Source organism: Xylanibacter ruminicola (genome assembly GCF_900107775.1).
Lineage (GTDB): Bacteria > Bacteroidota > Bacteroidia > Bacteroidales > Bacteroidaceae > Prevotella > Prevotella ruminicola_C.
On sequence record NZ_FNRF01000006.1, the window covers coordinates 12,303 to 31,530 of the forward strand.

Annotated in this window: 13 protein-coding genes; 5 read left to right on the forward strand and 8 right to left on the reverse strand. The window is 48.7% G+C overall.

Annotation, left to right across the window (positions count from 1 at the left end):
• Positions 1 to 7: 7 nt before the first annotated feature.
• The 3 genes from xseA to BLU97_RS13930 all read left to right on the forward strand — a co-directional run bounded on the left by xseA (position 8) and on the right by BLU97_RS13930 (position 2,544).
• The gene (gene xseA, locus BLU97_RS13920; RefSeq protein ID WP_074762095.1) at positions 8 to 1,243 is read left to right on the forward strand and encodes an exodeoxyribonuclease VII large subunit; all 1,236 of its coding nucleotides are present in this window, start codon (positions 8 to 10) and stop codon (positions 1,241 to 1,243) included.
• Positions 1,244 to 1,249: 6 nt separating this feature from the next.
• Positions 1,250 to 1,438, forward strand: coding sequence for an exodeoxyribonuclease VII small subunit (gene xseB, locus BLU97_RS13925; RefSeq protein WP_013065600.1), 189 nt, complete (start codon positions 1,250 to 1,252; stop codon positions 1,436 to 1,438).
• Positions 1,439 to 1,512: 74 nt separating this feature from the next.
• Positions 1,513 to 2,544, forward strand: coding sequence for a branched-chain amino acid aminotransferase (locus tag BLU97_RS13930; protein WP_255397381.1), 1,032 nt, complete (start codon positions 1,513 to 1,515; stop codon positions 2,542 to 2,544).
• 36 nt (positions 2,545 to 2,580) lie between these two features.
• On the opposite strand, the gene BLU97_RS13935 is transcribed toward BLU97_RS13930, so the two are convergent.
• The 7 genes from BLU97_RS13935 to BLU97_RS13970 form a co-directional block, all read right to left on the reverse strand.
• Entirely contained in the window at positions 2,581 to 3,708 is a 1,128-nt protein-coding gene (locus tag BLU97_RS13935; protein WP_074762097.1) for an Mrp/NBP35 family ATP-binding protein, read from the reverse strand.
• Positions 3,708 to 4,478 carry a tRNA (guanosine(46)-N7)-methyltransferase TrmB gene (trmB, locus tag BLU97_RS13940; protein ID WP_028908156.1) on the reverse strand — a complete coding sequence of 257 codons (771 nt, stop codon included), beginning with the start codon at positions 4,476 to 4,478 and terminating at the stop codon, positions 3,708 to 3,710. The genes BLU97_RS13935 and trmB overlap by 1 nt, the downstream gene beginning before the upstream one ends.
• Before the next feature lie 815 nt (positions 4,479 to 5,293).
• Positions 5,294 to 5,959 (reverse strand): B3/4 domain-containing protein, encoded by a 666-nt coding sequence (locus BLU97_RS13950; protein WP_074762214.1) that lies wholly within the window; start codon positions 5,957 to 5,959, stop codon positions 5,294 to 5,296.
• A complete protein-coding gene (locus BLU97_RS13955; protein WP_074762099.1) occupies positions 5,959 to 6,834 on the reverse strand; it encodes a 4-hydroxy-3-methylbut-2-enyl diphosphate reductase in 876 nt (291 codons plus the stop codon). Before BLU97_RS13955 ends, BLU97_RS13950 begins: the two co-directional genes overlap by 1 nt.
• A gap of 27 nt (positions 6,835 to 6,861) precedes the next feature.
• A complete protein-coding gene (meaB, locus tag BLU97_RS13960; RefSeq protein ID WP_074762100.1) occupies positions 6,862 to 7,962 on the reverse strand; it encodes a methylmalonyl Co-A mutase-associated GTPase MeaB in 1,101 nt (366 codons plus the stop codon).
• Between the two features lie 34 nt (positions 7,963 to 7,996).
• Entirely contained in the window at positions 7,997 to 9,067 is a 1,071-nt protein-coding gene (locus BLU97_RS13965) for a DUF1573 domain-containing protein (RefSeq protein WP_074762101.1), read from the reverse strand.
• 14 nt (positions 9,068 to 9,081) lie between these two features.
• The gene (locus BLU97_RS13970) at positions 9,082 to 14,340 is read right to left on the reverse strand and encodes an alpha-2-macroglobulin family protein (RefSeq protein ID WP_074762102.1); all 5,259 of its coding nucleotides are present in this window, start codon (positions 14,338 to 14,340) and stop codon (positions 9,082 to 9,084) included.
• A gap of 114 nt (positions 14,341 to 14,454) precedes the next feature.
• On the opposite strand from BLU97_RS13970, the gene BLU97_RS13975 reads away from it, so the two are divergent.
• The gene (locus tag BLU97_RS13975; protein WP_074762103.1) at positions 14,455 to 16,515 is read left to right on the forward strand and encodes an acetate--CoA ligase family protein; all 2,061 of its coding nucleotides are present in this window, start codon (positions 14,455 to 14,457) and stop codon (positions 16,513 to 16,515) included.
• A gap of 28 nt (positions 16,516 to 16,543) precedes the next feature.
• Positions 16,544 to 17,731, forward strand: a complete 1,188-nt coding sequence (locus BLU97_RS13980) for an aminoacetone oxidase family FAD-binding enzyme (RefSeq protein WP_074762104.1) — start codon at positions 16,544 to 16,546, stop codon at positions 17,729 to 17,731.
• On the opposite strand, the gene BLU97_RS13985 is transcribed toward BLU97_RS13980, so the two are convergent.
• Positions 17,688 to 19,214, reverse strand: a complete 1,527-nt coding sequence (locus tag BLU97_RS13985) for a RagB/SusD family nutrient uptake outer membrane protein (protein WP_074762105.1) — start codon at positions 19,212 to 19,214, stop codon at positions 17,688 to 17,690. The two genes, BLU97_RS13980 and BLU97_RS13985, sit on opposite strands and share 44 nt — an antisense overlap.
• Between the last annotated feature and the right edge of the window lie 14 nt (positions 19,215 to 19,228).

Genomic DNA, 19,228 nt, shown 5'->3' on the forward strand with positions numbered 1-19,228 from the left:
TAAAAAGTTGAATACAGAGCGCCATATCACATTATTCGAGCTTAATCGCTTGGTACGCGAGGCTATCGAGGATGCTTTGCCCATGGAATACTGGGTAGAAGCCGAACTCAGCGAGTGCCGCGAATCGCGTGGTCATTGTTATATGGAGCTTATTCAGAAGGATGAGCAAACCGCCACACCTATCGCCAAAGCCTCAGCCAAATGCTGGGCCAATAAGTGGCTCACCATCCGTCCTTACTTCGAGCGCACTACCGGTCAGCAACTGCATGCCGGCATGAAAGTGCTGCTACAGGTTTACCCGCAGTTTCACGAGGCTTACGGTTTCTCGTGGATCGTGACCGACATCGATCCTACCTATACCTTAGGCGATATGGCCCGCAAGCGTCAGGAAATCATCCAGAAGCTTAAGGCCGAGGGCGTGTTCGACCTGCAAAAAGAACTACAGTTGCCCGTTTTCTGCCAGCGTATTGCCGTTATCTCATCGCAAACAGCCGCTGGCTACGGCGATTTCTGCAACCAACTAGCTGATAACCCTTACGGCTTTAAATTCGAGACACAGCTCTTTCCTGCTATCATGCAGGGCGAGGGCGTTGAACAGAGCATCATCAGTGCTCTGGAGCAGATTTACGACATGCCATTTGATTGCGTAGTGATTATCCGTGGTGGTGGTGCTACCAGCGACATGAGCGGTTTCGATACTTTGGCTTTGGCCGAAAATGTGGCAAACTTCCCAATACCTATTATTACAGGTATCGGTCATGAGCGCGACGAGAGCATTCTCGATATGATCTCACACACCCGCGTAAAAACACCCACAGCTGCAGCCGCTTTGCTCATCGACCACCTGAAGGGCGTACTCGAAACCATAGAAGGGGCCCAGAGCATGATTACGCACTACGTTCAGCAAAAATTATCAATTGCCAATTCTCAATTGTCAATTATATCCGAGGCTATCCCCCGATTGTTCTCGATTGTAAAAACCCGACAGGAGGCTAAGATTGATGCCCTCTATACCCGCCTGCCAATGTTGATAGAGCGCCGATTCACATCAGAGAGACATCGTCTGCAACTGATGGACGAGAAGCTCAAAGCCCTCGACCCAACCCTGTTGCTGGCTCGCGGCTACAGCATCACTATGCATAACGGCCGGGCTGTAAAAGACGCATCGCAGTTGCCCCCCGGCGCCGAAATCGAAACCCGCCTAGCCAAGGGTACCATTCACTCAGTAATTAAATCCGTATAAAATACAATGGAAAAAGAACTGAAATACGAGGCTGCTATAGCCGAATTACAGTCCATCGTACACAAGATGGAGAACGACGAACTCGACATCGACCAGATGGCCGAGCAGCTTAAACGTGCCCAGCAGTTAATCAAGCTCTGCAAGGACAAACTTACCAAAACCGACGCCGAAATCAAGAAAATACTTACAGAATAAAAGATTTTAGGCCAAAAGTTTTGTTAATTTGATATTAATTATATACTTTTGCATGCAAATTTGAAATTTCAAACATAGAAAAAAGTAATATGAAGAATTTGGATTGGGGTAGTCTGTCATTCGGCTACATGAAGACCGACTACAACGTACGTTGCTATTATCGCGATGGAAAGTGGGGCGAAATAGAGGTTTGCTCCGACGAGTATTTGAATCTGCACATGGCTGCAACCTGTCTGCACTACGGTCAGGAGGCTTTTGAGGGTCTTAAGGCTTATCGTTGCCCCGATGGCAAGGTTCGTGTGTTCCGCGTTGACGAGAATGCCAAGCGCCTGCAGAGCACCTGTCGCGGCATTTTGATGCCAGAGGTTTCAACCGAGTTGTTTACCGAGATGGTTAAGAAGGTGGTTCGCCTGAATCAGGAGTGGATCCCAACTTACGAGAGTGGTGCTACACTCTATATCCGCCCACTGCTTATTGGTACCAGCGCTCAGGTAGGTGTTCACCCCTCTAAGGAGTACTGCTTCCTTATCTTCGTTACACCAGTAGGCCCATACTTCAAGGGTGGTTTCTCAAGCAATCCTTACGTGATTGTTCGCGATTACGACCGTTCAGCCCCTCTCGGTACAGGTAAGTATAAGGTAGGTGGAAACTATGCTGCCAGCCTGTTTGCCAACAACCTGGCTCACGAAAAGGGCTATGCTTGCGAGTTCTATCTCGACGCAAAGGAGAAGAAGTACATCGACGAGTGCGGTGCAGCCAACTTCTTTGGTATCAAGAACAACACCTATATCACACCAGAGTCGACCTCTATCCTGCCCTCTATCACCAACAAGAGCTTGATGCAGGTTGCAGAGGATCTGGGCATGAAGGTTGAGCGTCGTCCTATCCCCGAGGAGGAGCTCGAGACCTTCGAGGAGGCTGGTGCTTGCGGAACAGCCGCTGTTATCAGCCCAATCTCTTATATCGACGACCTTGACACTGGCAAGCGCTACTCATTCGGCGACAAGCCAGGTCCACAGTCAAAGAAGCTCTTCGATACACTCCGTGGTATTCAGTACGGCGAACTCGAAGACAAGCACGGTTGGACAACTGTTGTGATCGAATAAAATAAAAAACCTCGCTCATTTCGAGCGAGGCTTTTTTTATTTATTCATGCCTACAATCTTCGTAGCGGGCTTTTCCTTGTTTCTACGATTCACAACCGTTACTACCGATTGCGCCAGATTGATAAATGCCAATCCTGTAGATGTGTCGCTGCTCAATGCAGCTGGGGTTCCAGCATCACCATTGTCGCAGATGCTCTGTACCAGTGGTATCTGTGCCAGCAAAGGTACCTGCATCTCCTCGGCCAACTGCTTGCAACCCTCCTTACCAAATATATAATACTTATTCTCGGGCAGCTCTGCGGGTGTAAACCAGGCCATATTCTCAATCAAACCGAGAATGGGCACGTTCACCTTCTCGTTGCGGTACATATCGATACCCTTACGTGCATCAGCCAAAGCCACCTGCTGTGGGGTTGACACAATCACCGCGCCTGTAATAGGCAGTGTTTGCAGCAATGTAAGATGGATATCGCTGGTGCCTGGAGGTGTATCCAGGATAAAATAGTCGAGTTCGCCCCAATCGGCATCAGCAATCAGCTGCTTCAGCGCACTTGTAGCCATACCGCCACGCCACAGAGTAGCTGTGTTTGGCGATACAAAGAAACCAATCGACAGCAGTTTAACACCGTACTTCTCGATGGGACAAATCAAATCGCGACCGTCTTTCTTTACAGCGTAAGGCTGTTCATCCTCAACATTAAACATCTTAGGCATTGACGGACCGAAGATATCGGTATCAAGCAATCCCACCTTGTAACCCAAACGGGCCAAAGCGATAGCCAGGTTAGCCGATACGGTGCTTTTACCTACACCACCCTTACCCGAGCTAACGGCAATAATATTCTTGACGCCAGGCAGCATCTCGCCCACCTCTGGACGTGGTTTCGACTTGAATTCTGTTTCAATCTCTACCTCCACCTCCTTGCCGCAGTGGTATTTGATAGCCGCCTCGGCAGCTTTTACAGTTGATTTCAGGAAAGGATCAGTATCGCGTGGGAACTCCAGCACCACCTTTACTTTCCAGTTCTCACCATCCTTCTGTGGAGCAGCCACAGCAGGTGTATCAGCCACCATACCACTCTCCACCACATTCTTCTTGGTGCCCGCATACGTTACCGTAGCCAAGGCATCCATCACCATCTTGGGGTATATTACATTTTCCATTATTTCGCCTTATCTAATGAACTTCTTTTTGATCTGTGATACGAGCGATAGTCGTCCAGTTCAATCTCCACCTCGGGTTCAACCAGCTCGCCGTTGCGAGGCAGATTCCACTTCATATATTTAATATTCAGTCCGCGGGCAATCCACATGCCCTCATAATAAGTCTGAATAGCCAGAATCTTCTTCGTCCCCTCGTCGATACGCTCATCGTGATACAAATCCTCTGTACGGAAAATTACGGGCAGCGCATTCTTCTCTACCATATAGGTACTATAAGTAAAGAGGAAGTTCGAATCCGTCTTCAGATGTATCACGCCGCCATCAACCAAAAATTTACGATAGCGATTCATAAAATAGGTGGATGTCAATCGCTTACGAGGATTCTTCATCTGCGGATCGCTGAATGTGAGCCAGATTTCCTGCACCTCATCCTCAGCAAAAAAACGTTCAATTATTTCAATATTCGTACGCAGAAAAGCCACATTCTTCAGTCCCTCGTTCAGGGCCTGTGTAGCACCAGTCCACATACGTGCACCTTTGATATCCACACCAATAAAGTTCATGTCGGGATACAGTTTGGCCAGTTCCACTGTGTATTCTCCCTTACCGCAACCAAGTTCCAGCACTATCGGGTTATTATTGTGGAAGTACTGCTCGTGCCAGTGCCCCTTCATCTCGAATGGCACATTCTCAATCACCGAAAACGGATACTGGAACACGTTCTCGTACGTTTCCATGTCCGCAAATTTAGCTAACTTTCCTTTTCCCATAATTAAAATTGTGCTGCAAAGGTACGAATAAGTAAGCGAAAAAACAAATTTTTTCGTTTTTTTATTAGCAACACCATACCACCAACTTATCTAAACTGAGCGAGAAAATTCAGAATTCAGTAATTCAGTTTTTTAGGAAGCTATATATCCACAGATAAAGAAACATCAGTGGATACAGAATACAGAATACAGTTTATTTGGAGAGGGATAATCTGTGTGTGACTCAGATATCAGATATCAGTTTTCTTGTGAGCTAATACAACTATCGCTTTACTCTCTAATAATCAATCTTATAAATATTATATATTATTATATATATTATAATATATATAATAATATATAATATTCTAATAGAGTATATTTAAAGTTACAAATGCTTAGCCAAATAAACTGATATCTGATATCTGAGTCATCTTTGTGCTCATGAGAAAACTGAATTCTGAATTACTGAATTTTTGGATTGACAATGCTCACAACAAAACTGTATTCTGTATTTCTGTATCCGCAAAATACAAAGATAGTTTACAATATTTTACATTATTCGTTATACAAATCGTATACAGTATAACCTTTACAAGCATAAAAAATAGCGCTCTCGTGTGGAAAAATTATTTCCCACGTGTGGGAGCAAAAATGCCAAGAAATATGCTAATGCCATATTTTTATGAAAAAATTTGATAATTTCGGCAAGAAATTGTACTTTTGCGGGCGAAATAACTAAAATATTATCACGACATGCAACCTATAGCGATTAATAGGAAATTGCCCAGCGCCTGGGTATACAGAAAAACAGTAGAAAACCACCTGAACCTAAATTATCTATACAGCGTAATAGTTCCGCCGTCGCTCTGGGCGTAATCTATAAGGAGTTTCTGAATGTATTCGGCATTGGCACGAACACGTTCTTCGTTACCATCGTAGCCGTTGATGAGCACTACGAGATGCGTGGTTTCGAGCGTCATTTTTGTGCGCTCATGATCGCTGGTGGGCGTACCCACACCGCCTTGAGCATCACGATACACAGGCAGTCCGGCAATGTTTAACGGACCGCGACCGATACCCTCGTAGGGCTCACCCTCCTTACCTACACCCAACACCAGTTCGGGGCCCACAAACTTATCAGCATCAAATCCACCAATGCTGTAACCATAGGCAATCGAAGCGAGATTTACCAGATCAACCAACGTATCAATCTGGTAAAGTTCCTTGCCTTGCAACATACGACGGATAAGCTGCTCGGAAGCAGGACGATAGCGTGAGGGATCCTTGCCACATAACTTATATACCGCGCGCGTAGCGGCGATGGATGGCAACGCTTTTACGCTTTCGGTAGTAAGCTCCTGACGCAAACGAGCCTCAACCTCGTGGATAGCCAGCCACAAACGGTCGCTATAAGGCGTATTTACCACCTGAGCCTCAACGCATGCCCCCACAAAATTGGGGCACACGCTGGATATTTCGGAAGACACACGAACCTGTATCATGGCTGCATATTCTGAATGGCGTCGCGGCACTGCTCCATCAACCAACGGGGCGTGCTGGTAGCACCACAAATACCTACACTTTCGATACCCTTCAACCATTCGGGCTCAATCTCCTGTGGATCCTCAATCAGATGGGTATTGGGATTTACACGCAGGCACTCGTTGTAGAGCACCTTACCATTCGAACTCTTACGTCCACACACAAAGAGCACCAAATCGTGCTTGGTGGCAAACTGCGAGATATTGGGCATGCGGTTAGCTACCGAACGACAGATGGTATCGAAGCTCTTAAACGTGGCGTTAGGCGAGATGTGCGTCTGGATATAATCGATGATGCGACGGAACTCGTCGAGCGATTTTGTAGTCTGCGAATACAGGTAGATATCGCGGGTAAAGTCGAGTTTGGTTACCTCGTCGCTACTCTCAATCACAATCGCGCTGCTATGCGTCTGCCCCACCAGACCAAGCACTTCGGCATGACCTTTCTTACCAAAAATCACAATCTGGGCCTCCTCGCCTTTGGGGAGGTTGGGCGAGGTTTCGTACTGCTCTTTGATGCGTTTTTGCAGTTTTAACACCACTGGACAAGTAGCATCAATAATCTCGATGTTATTTTTTCGAGCCAGCTCGTATGTTTCAGGGGGCTCGCCATGGGCACGCAGCAACACCTTAGCGTTGTGCAGTTCGCGCATCTGGTCGTGATTGATAGTAATAAGTCCCATCTCGCGCAGGCGTTCGCACTCCATACCGTTGTGCACAATATCGCCCAAACAGTAAAGGGTTTCGCCCTGAGCAAGCTCTTCTTCGGCTTTCTTGATAGCGGTGGTAACTCCGAAGCAGAAACCACTGCCGTTATCTATTTCGATAATCATGAATGATTAAATATTAAACTTTAAAGATTAAACATTTTTTTTGAGGAGGGCAAAATATTCGTCGAGCAGGTCCTGAGCAGCCACGAACGATGTTTTCTGACCAGCTAGGACTGACGTTTCGGCGGTGCCCAACTGAGCCTGTATGGCGGGATTGTTGTAGAAGTTGAGTCGCAGATGCTCGTTAATACTCTCGTACATCCAGTATTTAGCCTGCTCATTGCGACGATAGGCAAAATAGCCGTTGGCCTTTACAAAATCCATATACTCGTAAATCATGTCGAATATCTCTTTTACGCCTGTACCATAGAATCCGCTATAGCATAGCACCTTAGGACTCCAACCGCTATCGGGCATAGGAAAGAAGTGGAGAGCATTACGAAAGTTGGTAGCCGCCATCTGGCAACGATCCACGTTATCGCCATCACACTTATTAATCACGATACCATCGCTTATCTCCATAATTCCACGCTTAATACCCTGCAACTCGTCGCCTGTACCTGCCACCTGAATCAACAGGAAGAAATCCACCATCGAGTGACAGGCTGTTTCGCTCTGACCAACACCCACAGTCTCAACAAAAATCTTGTCGAAACCAGCGGCTTCGCACAGAATAATCGTCTCACGAGTCTTGCGGGCCACACCACCCAACGAGCCTGCTGATGGACTAGGGCGAATGAACGACGATGGATGTTGAGCTAACTTTTCCATACGTGTTTTATCGCCCAAAATCGAGCCCTTGGTGCGCTCGCTACTAGGGTCGATGGCCAGCACAGCCAGCTTACCGCCTTTCTCCTTGAGCACATGCATACCAAACTCATCGATCGAGGTACTTTTTCCAGCGCCTGGTACACCACTGATACCAATTCGGATGGAGTTGCCGCTATAAGGCAAACACTTGTTAATCACCTCCTGCGCACGCGCCTGATGGTCGGGATTCACGCTCTCGATGAGCGTAACAGCCTGTGAGAGAATGGTGACATCACCCTTGAGGATGCCTTCTACCATCTCATCGACAGAGAGTTCGCGACGACGGCGACGCTTGAGGTAAGGATTAACGATAGGTGGCTGATTAACACCACAATTTACCTGCAAGCCTGCATATTCTGAGCTATTTTCGGGATGTTCCATATAACAATGAACATTGAAGATTGAACATTTAACTTTACTGCAACTTGATGTTTACCACCACTTTTGCGTGATCGGGATCGTTGGTAATCATCAGGATACGGGGACGCGTACGGAGCTTCTGGAGTTCTTCGGCAATACCCGTGATCTTTAAGTTGGCACTCTGACCTGGGGCAATCTCACTCTTCGAGAGGGTTACCTTCAAGCCCGACGTAAAGAGCTGGAGCGAGGTAATCTTCAGGGGCGAATGTCCCGTATTCTGCAACGTAACAGTAGCCGTTTTCTTAGTCTTACCACCAAAATCGGTAAAATCAACATCCTTAGCCGACATCTGCAACTGTGGTGCCAGATCCTTATTTTCTTTCTCGAACTGTTTCATATCGGGCAACAGTACGGTAGCCACATCAATGGCGTAATCCTGACGCACCTTATCGCCTGGGTTGTGGGCCATATAAAGAGTGGTCTTGGTCAAGCCATAATCGCGCAGTTTTTCTGAGAGCAACTTCACGCTGATGGTAGCCGTACGTCCTGGCAACAGATGATCGGGACTGGTGATAGCGGTGAGATAAGGAGGCAGGTGCATCAGGTTAGGGCGCATGGCCTTCTTACCATTATTCAGGATGTGAATCTCCTGTTCAGGCACATCGCCCTTGTTCACATCATCAAACTCAAGTACGGCCTTATCCAACAGCAGGTCGCCCATCTCAATAGGATACTCACCCGAATAATCTCTGAAATCACTCTTAACCACACCTGTCATCGTAAGGTAGAACGGCTTTTTTGAGGCATTACTCTTTACCAGACACATCTTCTGGAAGTGACCTAACATACGGGCATCGTAAGTCATCTTAATGGTGAATCGCTCGCCAATTCCCACCTCTTTGGGATATTCTATTTTTGTGCAACCACAATCGGGTTTCACACTCTGAATAACCAATCGACGCAAACCTTTGTTACGCATCTCGAAGGTGGCCGTAACAGGTTGTTCGTAGCCCGTAGCACCCACATCGATGGTGGTGTTTTTTACGGTTAAGCGTTGTGCGCTTGCCTCGTTGAAAGAGGCCAGTGGAAAGAGGAATAAGAATAGTATAACTGTTAATTTCTTCATCAATATTATAATGTTTAATGTTTAATATCCAATGTCTCTGACTTTGTGACGGCACGGAACTCGGGTGCATAGGCACACTCTACGGTGGCGGTACCTGTTTCGTAGGTTCCGGCTCGATCGATATAATACTCGGTTTCGATCACATGGGTACCCTTCGACAGCATGCCGAAGAAGTAGCATGTGGCATTATCGCGAGGTGTGATATAAGCACCCGCATGATAACCACTCAACGGCTTAACGGGCTCCATACAAGCCGCACGCTTATCAACCACCTGCACAAAATCGTAATCGCGATCGGCAGTGATGGTAAGGCGGACTTTTACGCGATCGCCAACCTTCAAATCCTTATTCAGTATCTCGCGCTTGATTGTTAATCCGCTAGCATTATCATCGATATTCCTTATTTGCTGGAAGAACTGGGCATAAACGGCACCCCACGAGGTTCCATCGGTGGTTTTGCGGATAGTGAGACGCTTGCCCTGGGGCAGTTTTGTCTTTACATAGCCGATAGCAGCTGTGGCCTTTGGTATGTCAACGGTGCGCACATCAAGATTGATGGCGGGCATCTTTGAGCTCTGTGTCAGACGGTATTCCTGACCCTTGAGGAAGGCATAAACGGCATTCACGCTGTTGATAGGTGTATCCCAAGCCTGGGTGCGCTTTTGCTGCAGCAACCAGCGCTGCATCTCATCGATAGTCTGCACATCATCAGGAGTTAACTGCTGCAGGGCCTCGATGGCGATACTCTGGGTTGGAATCTTATAATCAAACCAAGAGTAACCTGCACGTGGCGTATCGTAGTAGCGTCCCATATCCTCGCGGTAAACGGTGTACTCCTTGAGCGACTGGGCATATTCCTGAGCACGCTTGGCATCAACCTTGGCAAAGATGACTGCTGCAAGAGCCTTATCATAAATGCTCTGACGCTTGATATCTTTTTTAAGTAGCTCGATGAGATAGCTGTTGGCCTGCTGAACATCGGCTGGCAACTGGCGATCATCAAGGGTTACCAGATACAGCCACTGCAGGGCCTTATAACTTGGGAAGTAAACCTCGCCCTTCTTCTCGGCTTTTTTCAGTTCCTTTACCAACTCAACCATCTCCTGACCCATATAGCCAAAGGCCTTGTTCAGCATGGTGCTGGTAGAACTCTGCTTCTGGGTGAGGGCATTCAGGCGCACCAGCATCTCGCTTACAGCCACTGTGATATAGAACGAGCCGGGCATACCAGGATACCAGGTCCAAGCACCCTCAGCGTTCTGCAGTTTCTGCAACTTCTCGATGGTGGTAGAGAGACGGTTGTTCATCAGATTCTCGTCGAAGAAGTCAACCAAGCGATGTTTCTGTTCAGTCTCGTTGTCGGCATCCATCACCCAAGGAGTTTCAGCAAGAACAAGATTTTTCAAATCCTCGTTCTTTGCTAATTGAGAATTTAGAGATAAGTTGTTAGAGTTTACCTCCTCCTGTTGCCACTGGGCGAAGACATTCTTGATTTGTGGGTTCTGGTTGATGATATAACGTCCCAGACCGTTGGCATAGAACGAGGCGGCCAACGAGATGGCATTATCATCGTTGGGAGAGCCTACTGCTGGCAGGGCCTGCACCATGAGCCAAACGGGATTGTTGGTATATTCGAGTGTAAGTTTGGTATTCTTGGCATCAGCAGGAACCAACTTGTTCAAATCGATGGTAGCAGTACCAGGCTGGTGCTGAGTGATAGGCATCGAAACAGTCACACGCTCGGTAGCTGGCAATACAGGCAGATAGTGCTGCTCACCATCGCTGAAGCCCTTTCCGCTGATCGTCATTTTGACGATCAACATTGACCATGGACCATGGACCATTGACCATTCAAACTCGACAGGGGTAGTAGAACCTGCTGTGAGCGATACTGACTGCGATTTTTCGTAGACGATGGCATTAGTTTCGGCATTGATAAGCTGTAGGGTTGCCTTGCCTTGTGCCTGCTTTTCGCTAAAGATACGGGCCGATATAGTAGCCTTGTCGCCCTCGCGGATAAAGCGAGGCACATTGGGCTGTATCATCACATCCTTCTTAGCCACAGCCTCGGCCTGAATGTTACCATAATGCAAATCGCATGTGTGCGCAAAGCCTAACATTTGCCAGGTAGTCAAACTCTCTGGCAAAGTAAACTTGATGGCTACACCACCATTGGCATTGGTAGTAAGCTGGGGATAGAAGAAGGCTGTCTCGTTTAAATTCTCGCGAACCTGTACATCATCTGCATGACTTTCATCAGCACTACCAGCGCTCGAAGTGTCGATAGTCTCCTTTGATTTCAATATCTCACCATCTTCAACAACATCAAAAACCTTCGACTCATTTGCAGCCATTGGAGCTTCAGCCATTTCTAACTGCACACCATCTCCCACATTGCCACGAGTCAAAGTCTTAACACCACGGAACGAGTGGCGATAGAATGGGTGGGGATAAATATTGTGATCAAACAGGCTGAAGCCTATCTCGTCATAGTTGAAAGCCTCCCAATCGTACGATGCGTATCGGCTAAAGCTTCGAGGCGATACAAACTGCCAGTTTACACGTGGCAGCGCTATCCACTGATAAGGACGGAAATTCCACTGGTGCTTAACCAGCTGATCCAGACTCTGATCGTACAGTGTGGCCATCAGGTTAGCATCCACTGGATTGCCTTTGGCGTCCTTAATGGTCAGTGTCCACTCTTCCTTCTGTCCTGGTGTCAGACGATCGCGGAAGGTAGCCCACTCTAAGGTCAGCTTCTTGTCAGGCATGGGGCGCTGAATCTGTGCGGTATGGGTGTAACACTTGCCGTTCTTTACCCAAGCAAAGGTAAGCAGCAAGCCGTTTTCGTACTCATCCTGATAGGTAAACTTGCGGTTTATCAGCTCGTTGCTCTTATCCACACTCCCCTGCTCTATCAGCTTAAAGCCCGAGAAGATGCTATAGAAGATATGCACATTCTGATCCGAAGAGCCCACCTGGATAGTAACAGGTATGCCATCACCAGGGAACTGGGTAGCCGACTGGTAGAACCAATCATCAGTATCAGTAGCAGGTTGTTCATCATCGAGCGAGAATACCACGAAGGTTCGATCGATGGTCTGATCCTCATACGCAGCCTCTACACGATGTTTACCTGAAGCCAACTTAGCCAATGCTATCTGCTGATTTGTCCTTACGCTAATCCATTCGCCTCCATCAATGCGATAACGTACTTCGGCATCGATATCCTTACCTGCGGCATTGCACAGATGGAAAGTGGCTTGGGGATTATCTTCAACCAGCACTTTTTCGTCGAGATCGATACTGAGTGCGGTTGGACGATTGCCCAAAGGCAACGTGAACTGTCCCTGATGCGTTTCGCCAGCCATATCAGTTACATCAGCCTGCAACACAAAGTTGTAGAACATGGTGTACTTGGTCTCGGGCATCTCGAGGGGCATTTTTATCACAAAGTTACCCTCGGCATCGGTAGTAGCTTCGCCCGAACAAATCTCGGTACCGTGATTGCTGTAGCCCAGAGTGCCCTCGTCGTAGTAGCGATTGTACGACCACCACCAAAGGGCGGTACGGCGCAATACCTTATACGCCACCTTGGCATCCTGAACAGGCACACCCGCATAGCTGAGTGCTGTACCTTTGATATCGAGCACGTCGCCAGCCTTATAGGCATCCTTATATTCTGCAAAATCCACGTGGAACGTGGGACGTTTGTACTCCTCAACACGAATGCTCTGCGAGCTATTCTCTACTTGGATAGTAAACAAGCCTGTAAGCCCCTTGGCGGGCAGGGTAAAATCTACAGCACCCACACCATAGGCATCGCTCTCGGTCTGCTTCTCGGCCACCACCTTATGGTTGGCATCGCGCAGCACAAATTTCAAAGGTTGATGTGCACGAACCGTTTGGTTGATGCCATTCTCCACCTGATACACCATGGCCGAAGCGTGTACTGTCTGACCTGGGCGATAGATGCTGCGATCGGTAAAAATGGCAGTCTGATTCACCGTGCGATTAGCCCCGTAGAATTCGTAACGACCATTACCATACAACACAGCACCAGCCTTATCGGTATCGGTATAAGCAAATACCGAATGTGGACGCTCCTTGATACGCAGATGTGCATCGGCGATAGGCTGACCAGTGGTGGCATTCACCACCTCGTAACGTATTTTACCGTCGGGCTGGGCCTCGGCAATCGTAAAGACGTTGGTAACATGATACAACGTACGGATTACCTCGGTAGCAGGATTGCTCTTAAACTCCACCAGGTACATGCCTACGGGCAGACCTTTCAGCGTCATACTATCCTCGAACAGCTCGTACTCTGGACGTGCTGCAAAATGTTTCGTTTCTGTAACCACAGGGGCTCCCAACAACGGACGGATCTTAGCCCACCCTTTTTCGCTTGATGGTGAGTGTTCTATATCACCCTCGCAACGTACGGGATACACCGTCATAGTGAGTTGCGACAGATGGCGCATATCCTTCAGCACTACCTGCTGGGCCTGCATGGGACGAGCTACAGAGAGGGGATACGACAAGTGGAACTGGGGATTGGTAAGTTCCTTTTTGGTGTTGCGCAGATGATTAATTTCGGGCCAACGTCCCCATTTGGCGATGGCATCATCGATAAAGGCGATGCGCTCTACAACGGGAGTGTTATACGGCAACGCATTGTATCTGTCGATAGCCAGATGGGCATCGATAATGCTCACAGCCTTCAGGTTGCCTGCCTTCTGATAATAATCGCGCAACTGCTGATACTCACCCAACTCGGCGCCTATCACACTCAGCATATCGTTACCAAACACCGAGGCATCGCTACCCATCACCACAAAAGGCTGGTACGAGCGTTCCTTGGTTGCAGCCAACAGCTTGCAAAGTTCGGGTGTAAGCTGGGGCTTCTTGATGCCTAAATCAATACTATAATTCTCGTTATCAATCTGCCAAAGTACCGTTTGGTAAACCAAGCGCTGCACCTGGTCGGTGGCTTTCTGATAGCGTGCCACAATGCGATCCACCTCGGGTTTAAGCGAATCGGGAGCTATATCCACCATGGTTTGGGCGGCATAGAGTTCAGCCTTGAGCAGCTGTCCGTATTGGTGCTCCTTATCTGCCTTGTTCACAATCATCTGCAGCACCTCATACTGCGTCTTAGGCAGATCTTTCTTTTCGGCCTCTGAAACCTGTTTCCAGAGTGCCGAATAGGATTGTCCGAATAGGAACATTGGCATGATCAAAGCTATAGTTATGATGAGAAATTTCTTCATAAAGCCCACTTTAATTGGTTTAACTATGCAAAGGTAGCGATTTATTTCCCAAATACAAAGAAAAATAACGTTTTTTATTTTGTATTTTGTTCGATTTGCACTATCTTTGCACCTATGATTAACCAACAATTATTGAATCCCAAGAGCATCGTCGTTATCGGCGGCTCTAACAACGTGCATAAGCCCGGTGGCGCTATAGTACGTAACATTAAGAATGGTGGTTTCGATGGTCCGCTGCACATCGTAAACCCCAAGGAAGACGAAGTGCAGGGAATCAAAGCCTATCATGATGTAAAGGAAATCCCCGAAACGGATTTGGCCGTGCTGGTGGTAGCTGCCAAGTTCTGTCCCGATTACGTGGACTATCTGTGCGCCGAGAAGGGGGTGCGCGCCTTCGTGATTATTTCAGCCGGATTTGGCGAAGAAACGAAGGCGGGTGCCGAACTGGAGCAACGCATTCTGAACACATGCAAGAAGTTCGGGGCAGCACTCATTGGACCTAACTGTATCGGACTGCTGAACCGCAACCACCACAGCGTGTTCACGCTCCCCATCCCCAATCTGAACCCGCAGGGTGTGGATTTCATCTCGGGCTCGGGTGCCACAGCGGTATTCATTCTCGAGAGTGCGGTTATCAAGGGCTTGCAGTTTAACAGCGTGTGGAGCATCGGCAACGGCAAACAGATTGGTATCGAGGATGTGCTGCAGTATATGGACGAGTGCTTTAATCCTGAAACCGATTCGAAAGTAAAACTGCTTTATATCGAGAATATCTCCAACCCCGATAAACTGTTGTATCATGCCAGCAACCTGATACGTAAGGGTTGTAGGATTGCAGCTATCAAGGCTGGTTCGAGCGAGAGTGGCAGTCGTGCTGCCTCATCGCATACAGGTGCCATTGCTTCGAGCGATTCGGCTGTAGAGGCGCTGTTCCGTAAGGCCGGTATCGTGCGCTGTTTCTCACGCGAGGAGCTCACCACCGTGGGATGTATTTTTACATTGCCCGAACTGAAGGGTAAGAACTTTGCGATTGTTACCCATGCGGGCGGCCCTGGTGTGATGCTGACCGATGCCTTGTCGAAAGGCGGACTGAACGTGCCCAAGATCGAAGGTCCTGAAGCCGACGAACTGAAAGCACAGCTCTTCCCTGGTTCATCGGTAGCCAACCCTATCGATTTCCTGGCCACAGGTACGGCCGAGCAATTGGGTACCGTGATTGATTATTGCGAAAACAAGTTTGATCATATCGATGCCATCGCCGTAATCTACGGCACCCCTGGCCTCACCCATCTGTACGAGGCCTACGATGTGCTCGACAAGAAAATCAAGGAGTGCAAAAAGCCTATCTTCCCCATTCTGCCCAGTCTGCACACAGCTGGGCCCGAGGTTGAGGAATTCCTGAAGCGCGGCCATGTGAACTTCAGCGACGAGGTGACGCTGGCCACAGCACTCAGTCAGATTATGCGCACCCCACGCCCAGCACCACCCGAGGTGCAGCTTTATGGCATCGACCTGCCCCGACTCTACAAGATCATCAGCAGTGTTACAGATAATGGTTATGTATCGCCACAGGTGGTACGCGATATTCTGTCGTGTGCAGGCATTCCCCTAGTACCCGAGATGGTCAGTACCAAGAAAGACGAGCTGATTGCCTTTGCCGAGAACGTAGGCTATCCTGTGGTGGCCAAGGTGGTTGGTCCTATCCACAAGAGCGATGTGGGTGGTGTGGCCCTGAACATCCGCACCCCTGAGCACCTGGCACTTGAGTTCGACCGCATGATGAAGATTAAGGATGCCACAGGTGTGATGGTACAGAAGATGATGAAGGGTACCGAGCTGTTTATCGGCGCCAAATACGAGAACCGTTTCGGCCATGTAACCCTTTGCGGTTTGGGCGGCATCTTTGTCGAGGTACTGAAGGATGTATCAAGCGGATTGGCTCCATTGAGCTACGACGAGGCTTACTCGATGATTCACTCACTGCGAGGCTATAAGATATTAAAAGGTACACGAGGCCAAAAGGGTATTAACGAACAGAAGTTTGCCGAGATTATCGTGCGCCTGTCAACCCTGCTGCGTTTCGCCATCGAAATCAAAGAGATGGACATCAACCCGCTCCTGGCCGACGAGAACGATGTAGTAGCCGTTGACGCTCGCATTCTCATTGAGAAATGAGAAAATGTAAAAATGTAAGAATGTAAAAATGAAGACTGCGATAGTAGGTGGAGGTGCGGCTGGATTTTTCCTGGCCGTTAACCTCAAGGAAATGTGCCCCGATATGGACATCACCATCTTTGAGAAATCGAAGAAGGTGCTGGTCAAGGTCGAGGTATCTGGTGGTGGCAGATGTAACTGCACCAACTCGTTCGAAGCTGTAAGCGATTTGCAACAGGTATATCCACGAGGGCACCGTTTGCTGAAACGACTGTTTAAAACCTTCGATTACCGCGATGCTTATGCGTGGTTCGAGAACCATGGGGTAAAGCTTACCACCCAGGACGACAACTGCGTATTTCCCGCCTCACAGGATTCGCATACCATCATTAATCTCTTCTTGGCCGAAGCCCGCCGAAAGAACATCGAGATATGCATCCAGCATAAAATCGAGAGCCTCGACGAGCTGAACGATTTCGATTTCAAGGTCATCACCACAGGTGGTGGTACCGCATCGATGACTGGCGTTCCAACCATCGAACCCGTTCCGTCATTGTTCACCTTCAGCATTGCCGACGAGGCTTTGCGCGCCTTGATGGGCACGGTGGTAGAAGATGCCACCGCCTCGATCCCAGGCACCAAGTTCCGCAGTAACGGACCGTTGCTCATCACCCACTGGGGCATGAGCGGACCAGCCATTCTGAAGTTGAGTAGTCATGCCGCTCGCGATTTGCACCAGCATAACTACCAGATGCCTTTGGCTGTGAACTGGATCTCGCTGAAGGAGCCCGACATCCAGCAGGAGTTGCGCAATATCATCGCCCAGCATCCGCAAAAACAGATAGCCACTATCCGTCCCTTTGGATTGCCCAGTCGTTTGTGGGACTACCTCGTAGCCAAAACCCTTGGCGAACGTGCTCAGAACCGTTGGCAGAATCTGAACCAGAAGGAGCTGAACCGACTGACCAATGCCCTGTGCAACGATCAGTACCAGATAGCAGGTCGTTCGGCCTTTAAGGACGAGTTTGTGACCTGTGGTGGCATCGACTTGGCGAGTGTGAATCCCAACACCTTAGAAAGCAAAAACCTCCCCAGCGTTTATTTCGCTGGAGAGGTTCTCGATATCGATGGTGTCACAGGTGGCTTTAATTTCCAAGCCGCTTGGACCACCGCTTATACCGTAGCTTGCGCCATTAGTCAACAAGCCCGTTGTAGTCAGTCTCCTTCTGAGGGATAACCCATGTCCAGGCATTGCCGTCCTCAGGATTGATGGTTACGGCAAAGTCCGACTTGAAGCTACCACCCTGTGCCTTGGTCTTACGTACGATAGGCTCGCCCCAACGCTTGTAGTCGAACCAGTCGTTACCCTCACCCCACAGGTCGAATCGGCGATACAGCTTCACTTCCTTCAGCAGGTCGTCGCCAGTCTTGGTGCTCTTGGTGTAAGCATCATCATACTGCTTTACAGCCTCCAGCAGCAGCTGCTGTGCCTCAGCCTCCTTGTTCAGGTGGCAATCAGCCTCTGCCTCGGTATAAAGCATCTCGGCATAACGGATCAATGGGAACGAACCACCACCGGGATAGAAAGCAACCATAAACTTAAACTGCATGTAAGCATAAACCTGCGATGACTCATACAAGCAATCCGGATAATCCCTACGTGCACGAGCATAAAGTGACTTGGTGCTACGACCAGAGGCTAAACACTCTGCATACTCTTCATCAGTAGGAACCAGATATAAGTATCTACGAGAGTCAGTCTCAGGTATCTGGTCAATCAGTTCCTTGCTGATAGCCACAGGGTATTTGCAACAGTTGGTGGTACTCGAGTTACAGCCGATGTAAGCAAAGAAACTATAGTAGTTGATGGTCTGGATTTCCTCATCAAACACACCCCAGATCCACTCTGAGTTCTCTGAATGGAAACCACCATTAATATACTCATCAAGCGTCATCATGGCATGACCCTCGCGAGCCAAAGCAGCATACTTGGCTGCATTCTGCCAGTCCTCGCGGGTCAGGGCAGCCTTGGCATAGATGGCATAAGCCACATCCAGACCAGGCTGGTAGAATTTCTCACGATCGCGACCACTCTTCTGAAACAGACTGATGGCCTCGTCAAGATCCTTGTAGATCTGTGCGTAAGCCTCGGCCTGGGTGCTCAAAGGATGATCGCCCAGACTCTCGTCGGTACGCAGAACGATACCCTCAGTATCACCCTGCTTGTCGCTCCAACGATAGGTGTAGAGCTGTACCAAACGGAAGAACGAGTAAGCACGGAAGGTAAGCGCCTGTGCCTTCAGGAAAGCACGGTCGCCCTCAGTACCCTCAGCATTATCGATATTGCAGATAACGGCGTTGGCATTACCAATCAGCTTATAATAGTAGAACCAAGGATAAACGGTGTAAGTAGAGGTAGGACGCAGATGGTAGTTGTTGTTCCATACCGAAGCCCAACCGGTTTGGTTGCACTTCTGGGCGTCGTTACCGTTAAATGTACCATACCAGTTCAGGATGGTACCCTCGCCGTTCAGTCCCTGTGTGCTCATGTACTGCGACGACATCGCCTTGCACAGTCCGTTGATGGCCATCTCGGCATTCGAGGTGGTGGCCAGCACGTCGGCCTTATCCATCTGAGCCTCGGGTGTGGTGTCCAGATAGTCGCTCGAACAAGCGCTAAGCCCCAGTGCAGCGATACAAATATATAAATACTTTCTCATAATTTTCTTTTTAC

Excerpts from the sequence above, each read along its gene's own strand:
- xseB (WP_013065600.1), top strand. The coding sequence starts at position 1,250 with ATGGAAAAAGAACTGAAATACGAGGCTGCTATAGCCGAATTACAGTCC.
- BLU97_RS13935 (WP_074762097.1), bottom strand. The coding sequence starts at position 3,708 with ATGGAAAATGTAATATACCCCAAGATGGTGATGGATGCCTTGGCTACG.
- trmB (WP_028908156.1), bottom strand. The coding sequence starts at position 4,478 with ATGGGAAAAGGAAAGTTAGCTAAATTTGCGGACATGGAAACGTACGAG.
- BLU97_RS13955 (WP_074762099.1), bottom strand. The coding sequence starts at position 6,834 with ATGATTATCGAAATAGATAACGGCAGTGGTTTCTGCTTCGGAGTTACC.
- meaB (WP_074762100.1), bottom strand. The coding sequence starts at position 7,962 with ATGGAACATCCCGAAAATAGCTCAGAATATGCAGGCTTGCAGGTAAAT.
- BLU97_RS13965 (WP_074762101.1), bottom strand. The coding sequence starts at position 9,067 with ATGAAGAAATTAACAGTTATACTATTCTTATTCCTCTTTCCACTGGCC.
- BLU97_RS13970 (WP_074762102.1), bottom strand. The coding sequence starts at position 14,340 with ATGAAGAAATTTCTCATCATAACTATAGCTTTGATCATGCCAATGTTC.
- BLU97_RS13975 (WP_074762103.1), top strand. The coding sequence starts at position 14,455 with ATGATTAACCAACAATTATTGAATCCCAAGAGCATCGTCGTTATCGGC.
- BLU97_RS13980 (WP_074762104.1), top strand. The coding sequence starts at position 16,544 with ATGAAGACTGCGATAGTAGGTGGAGGTGCGGCTGGATTTTTCCTGGCC.
- BLU97_RS13985 (WP_074762105.1), bottom strand. The coding sequence starts at position 19,214 with ATGAGAAAGTATTTATATATTTGTATCGCTGCACTGGGGCTTAGCGCT.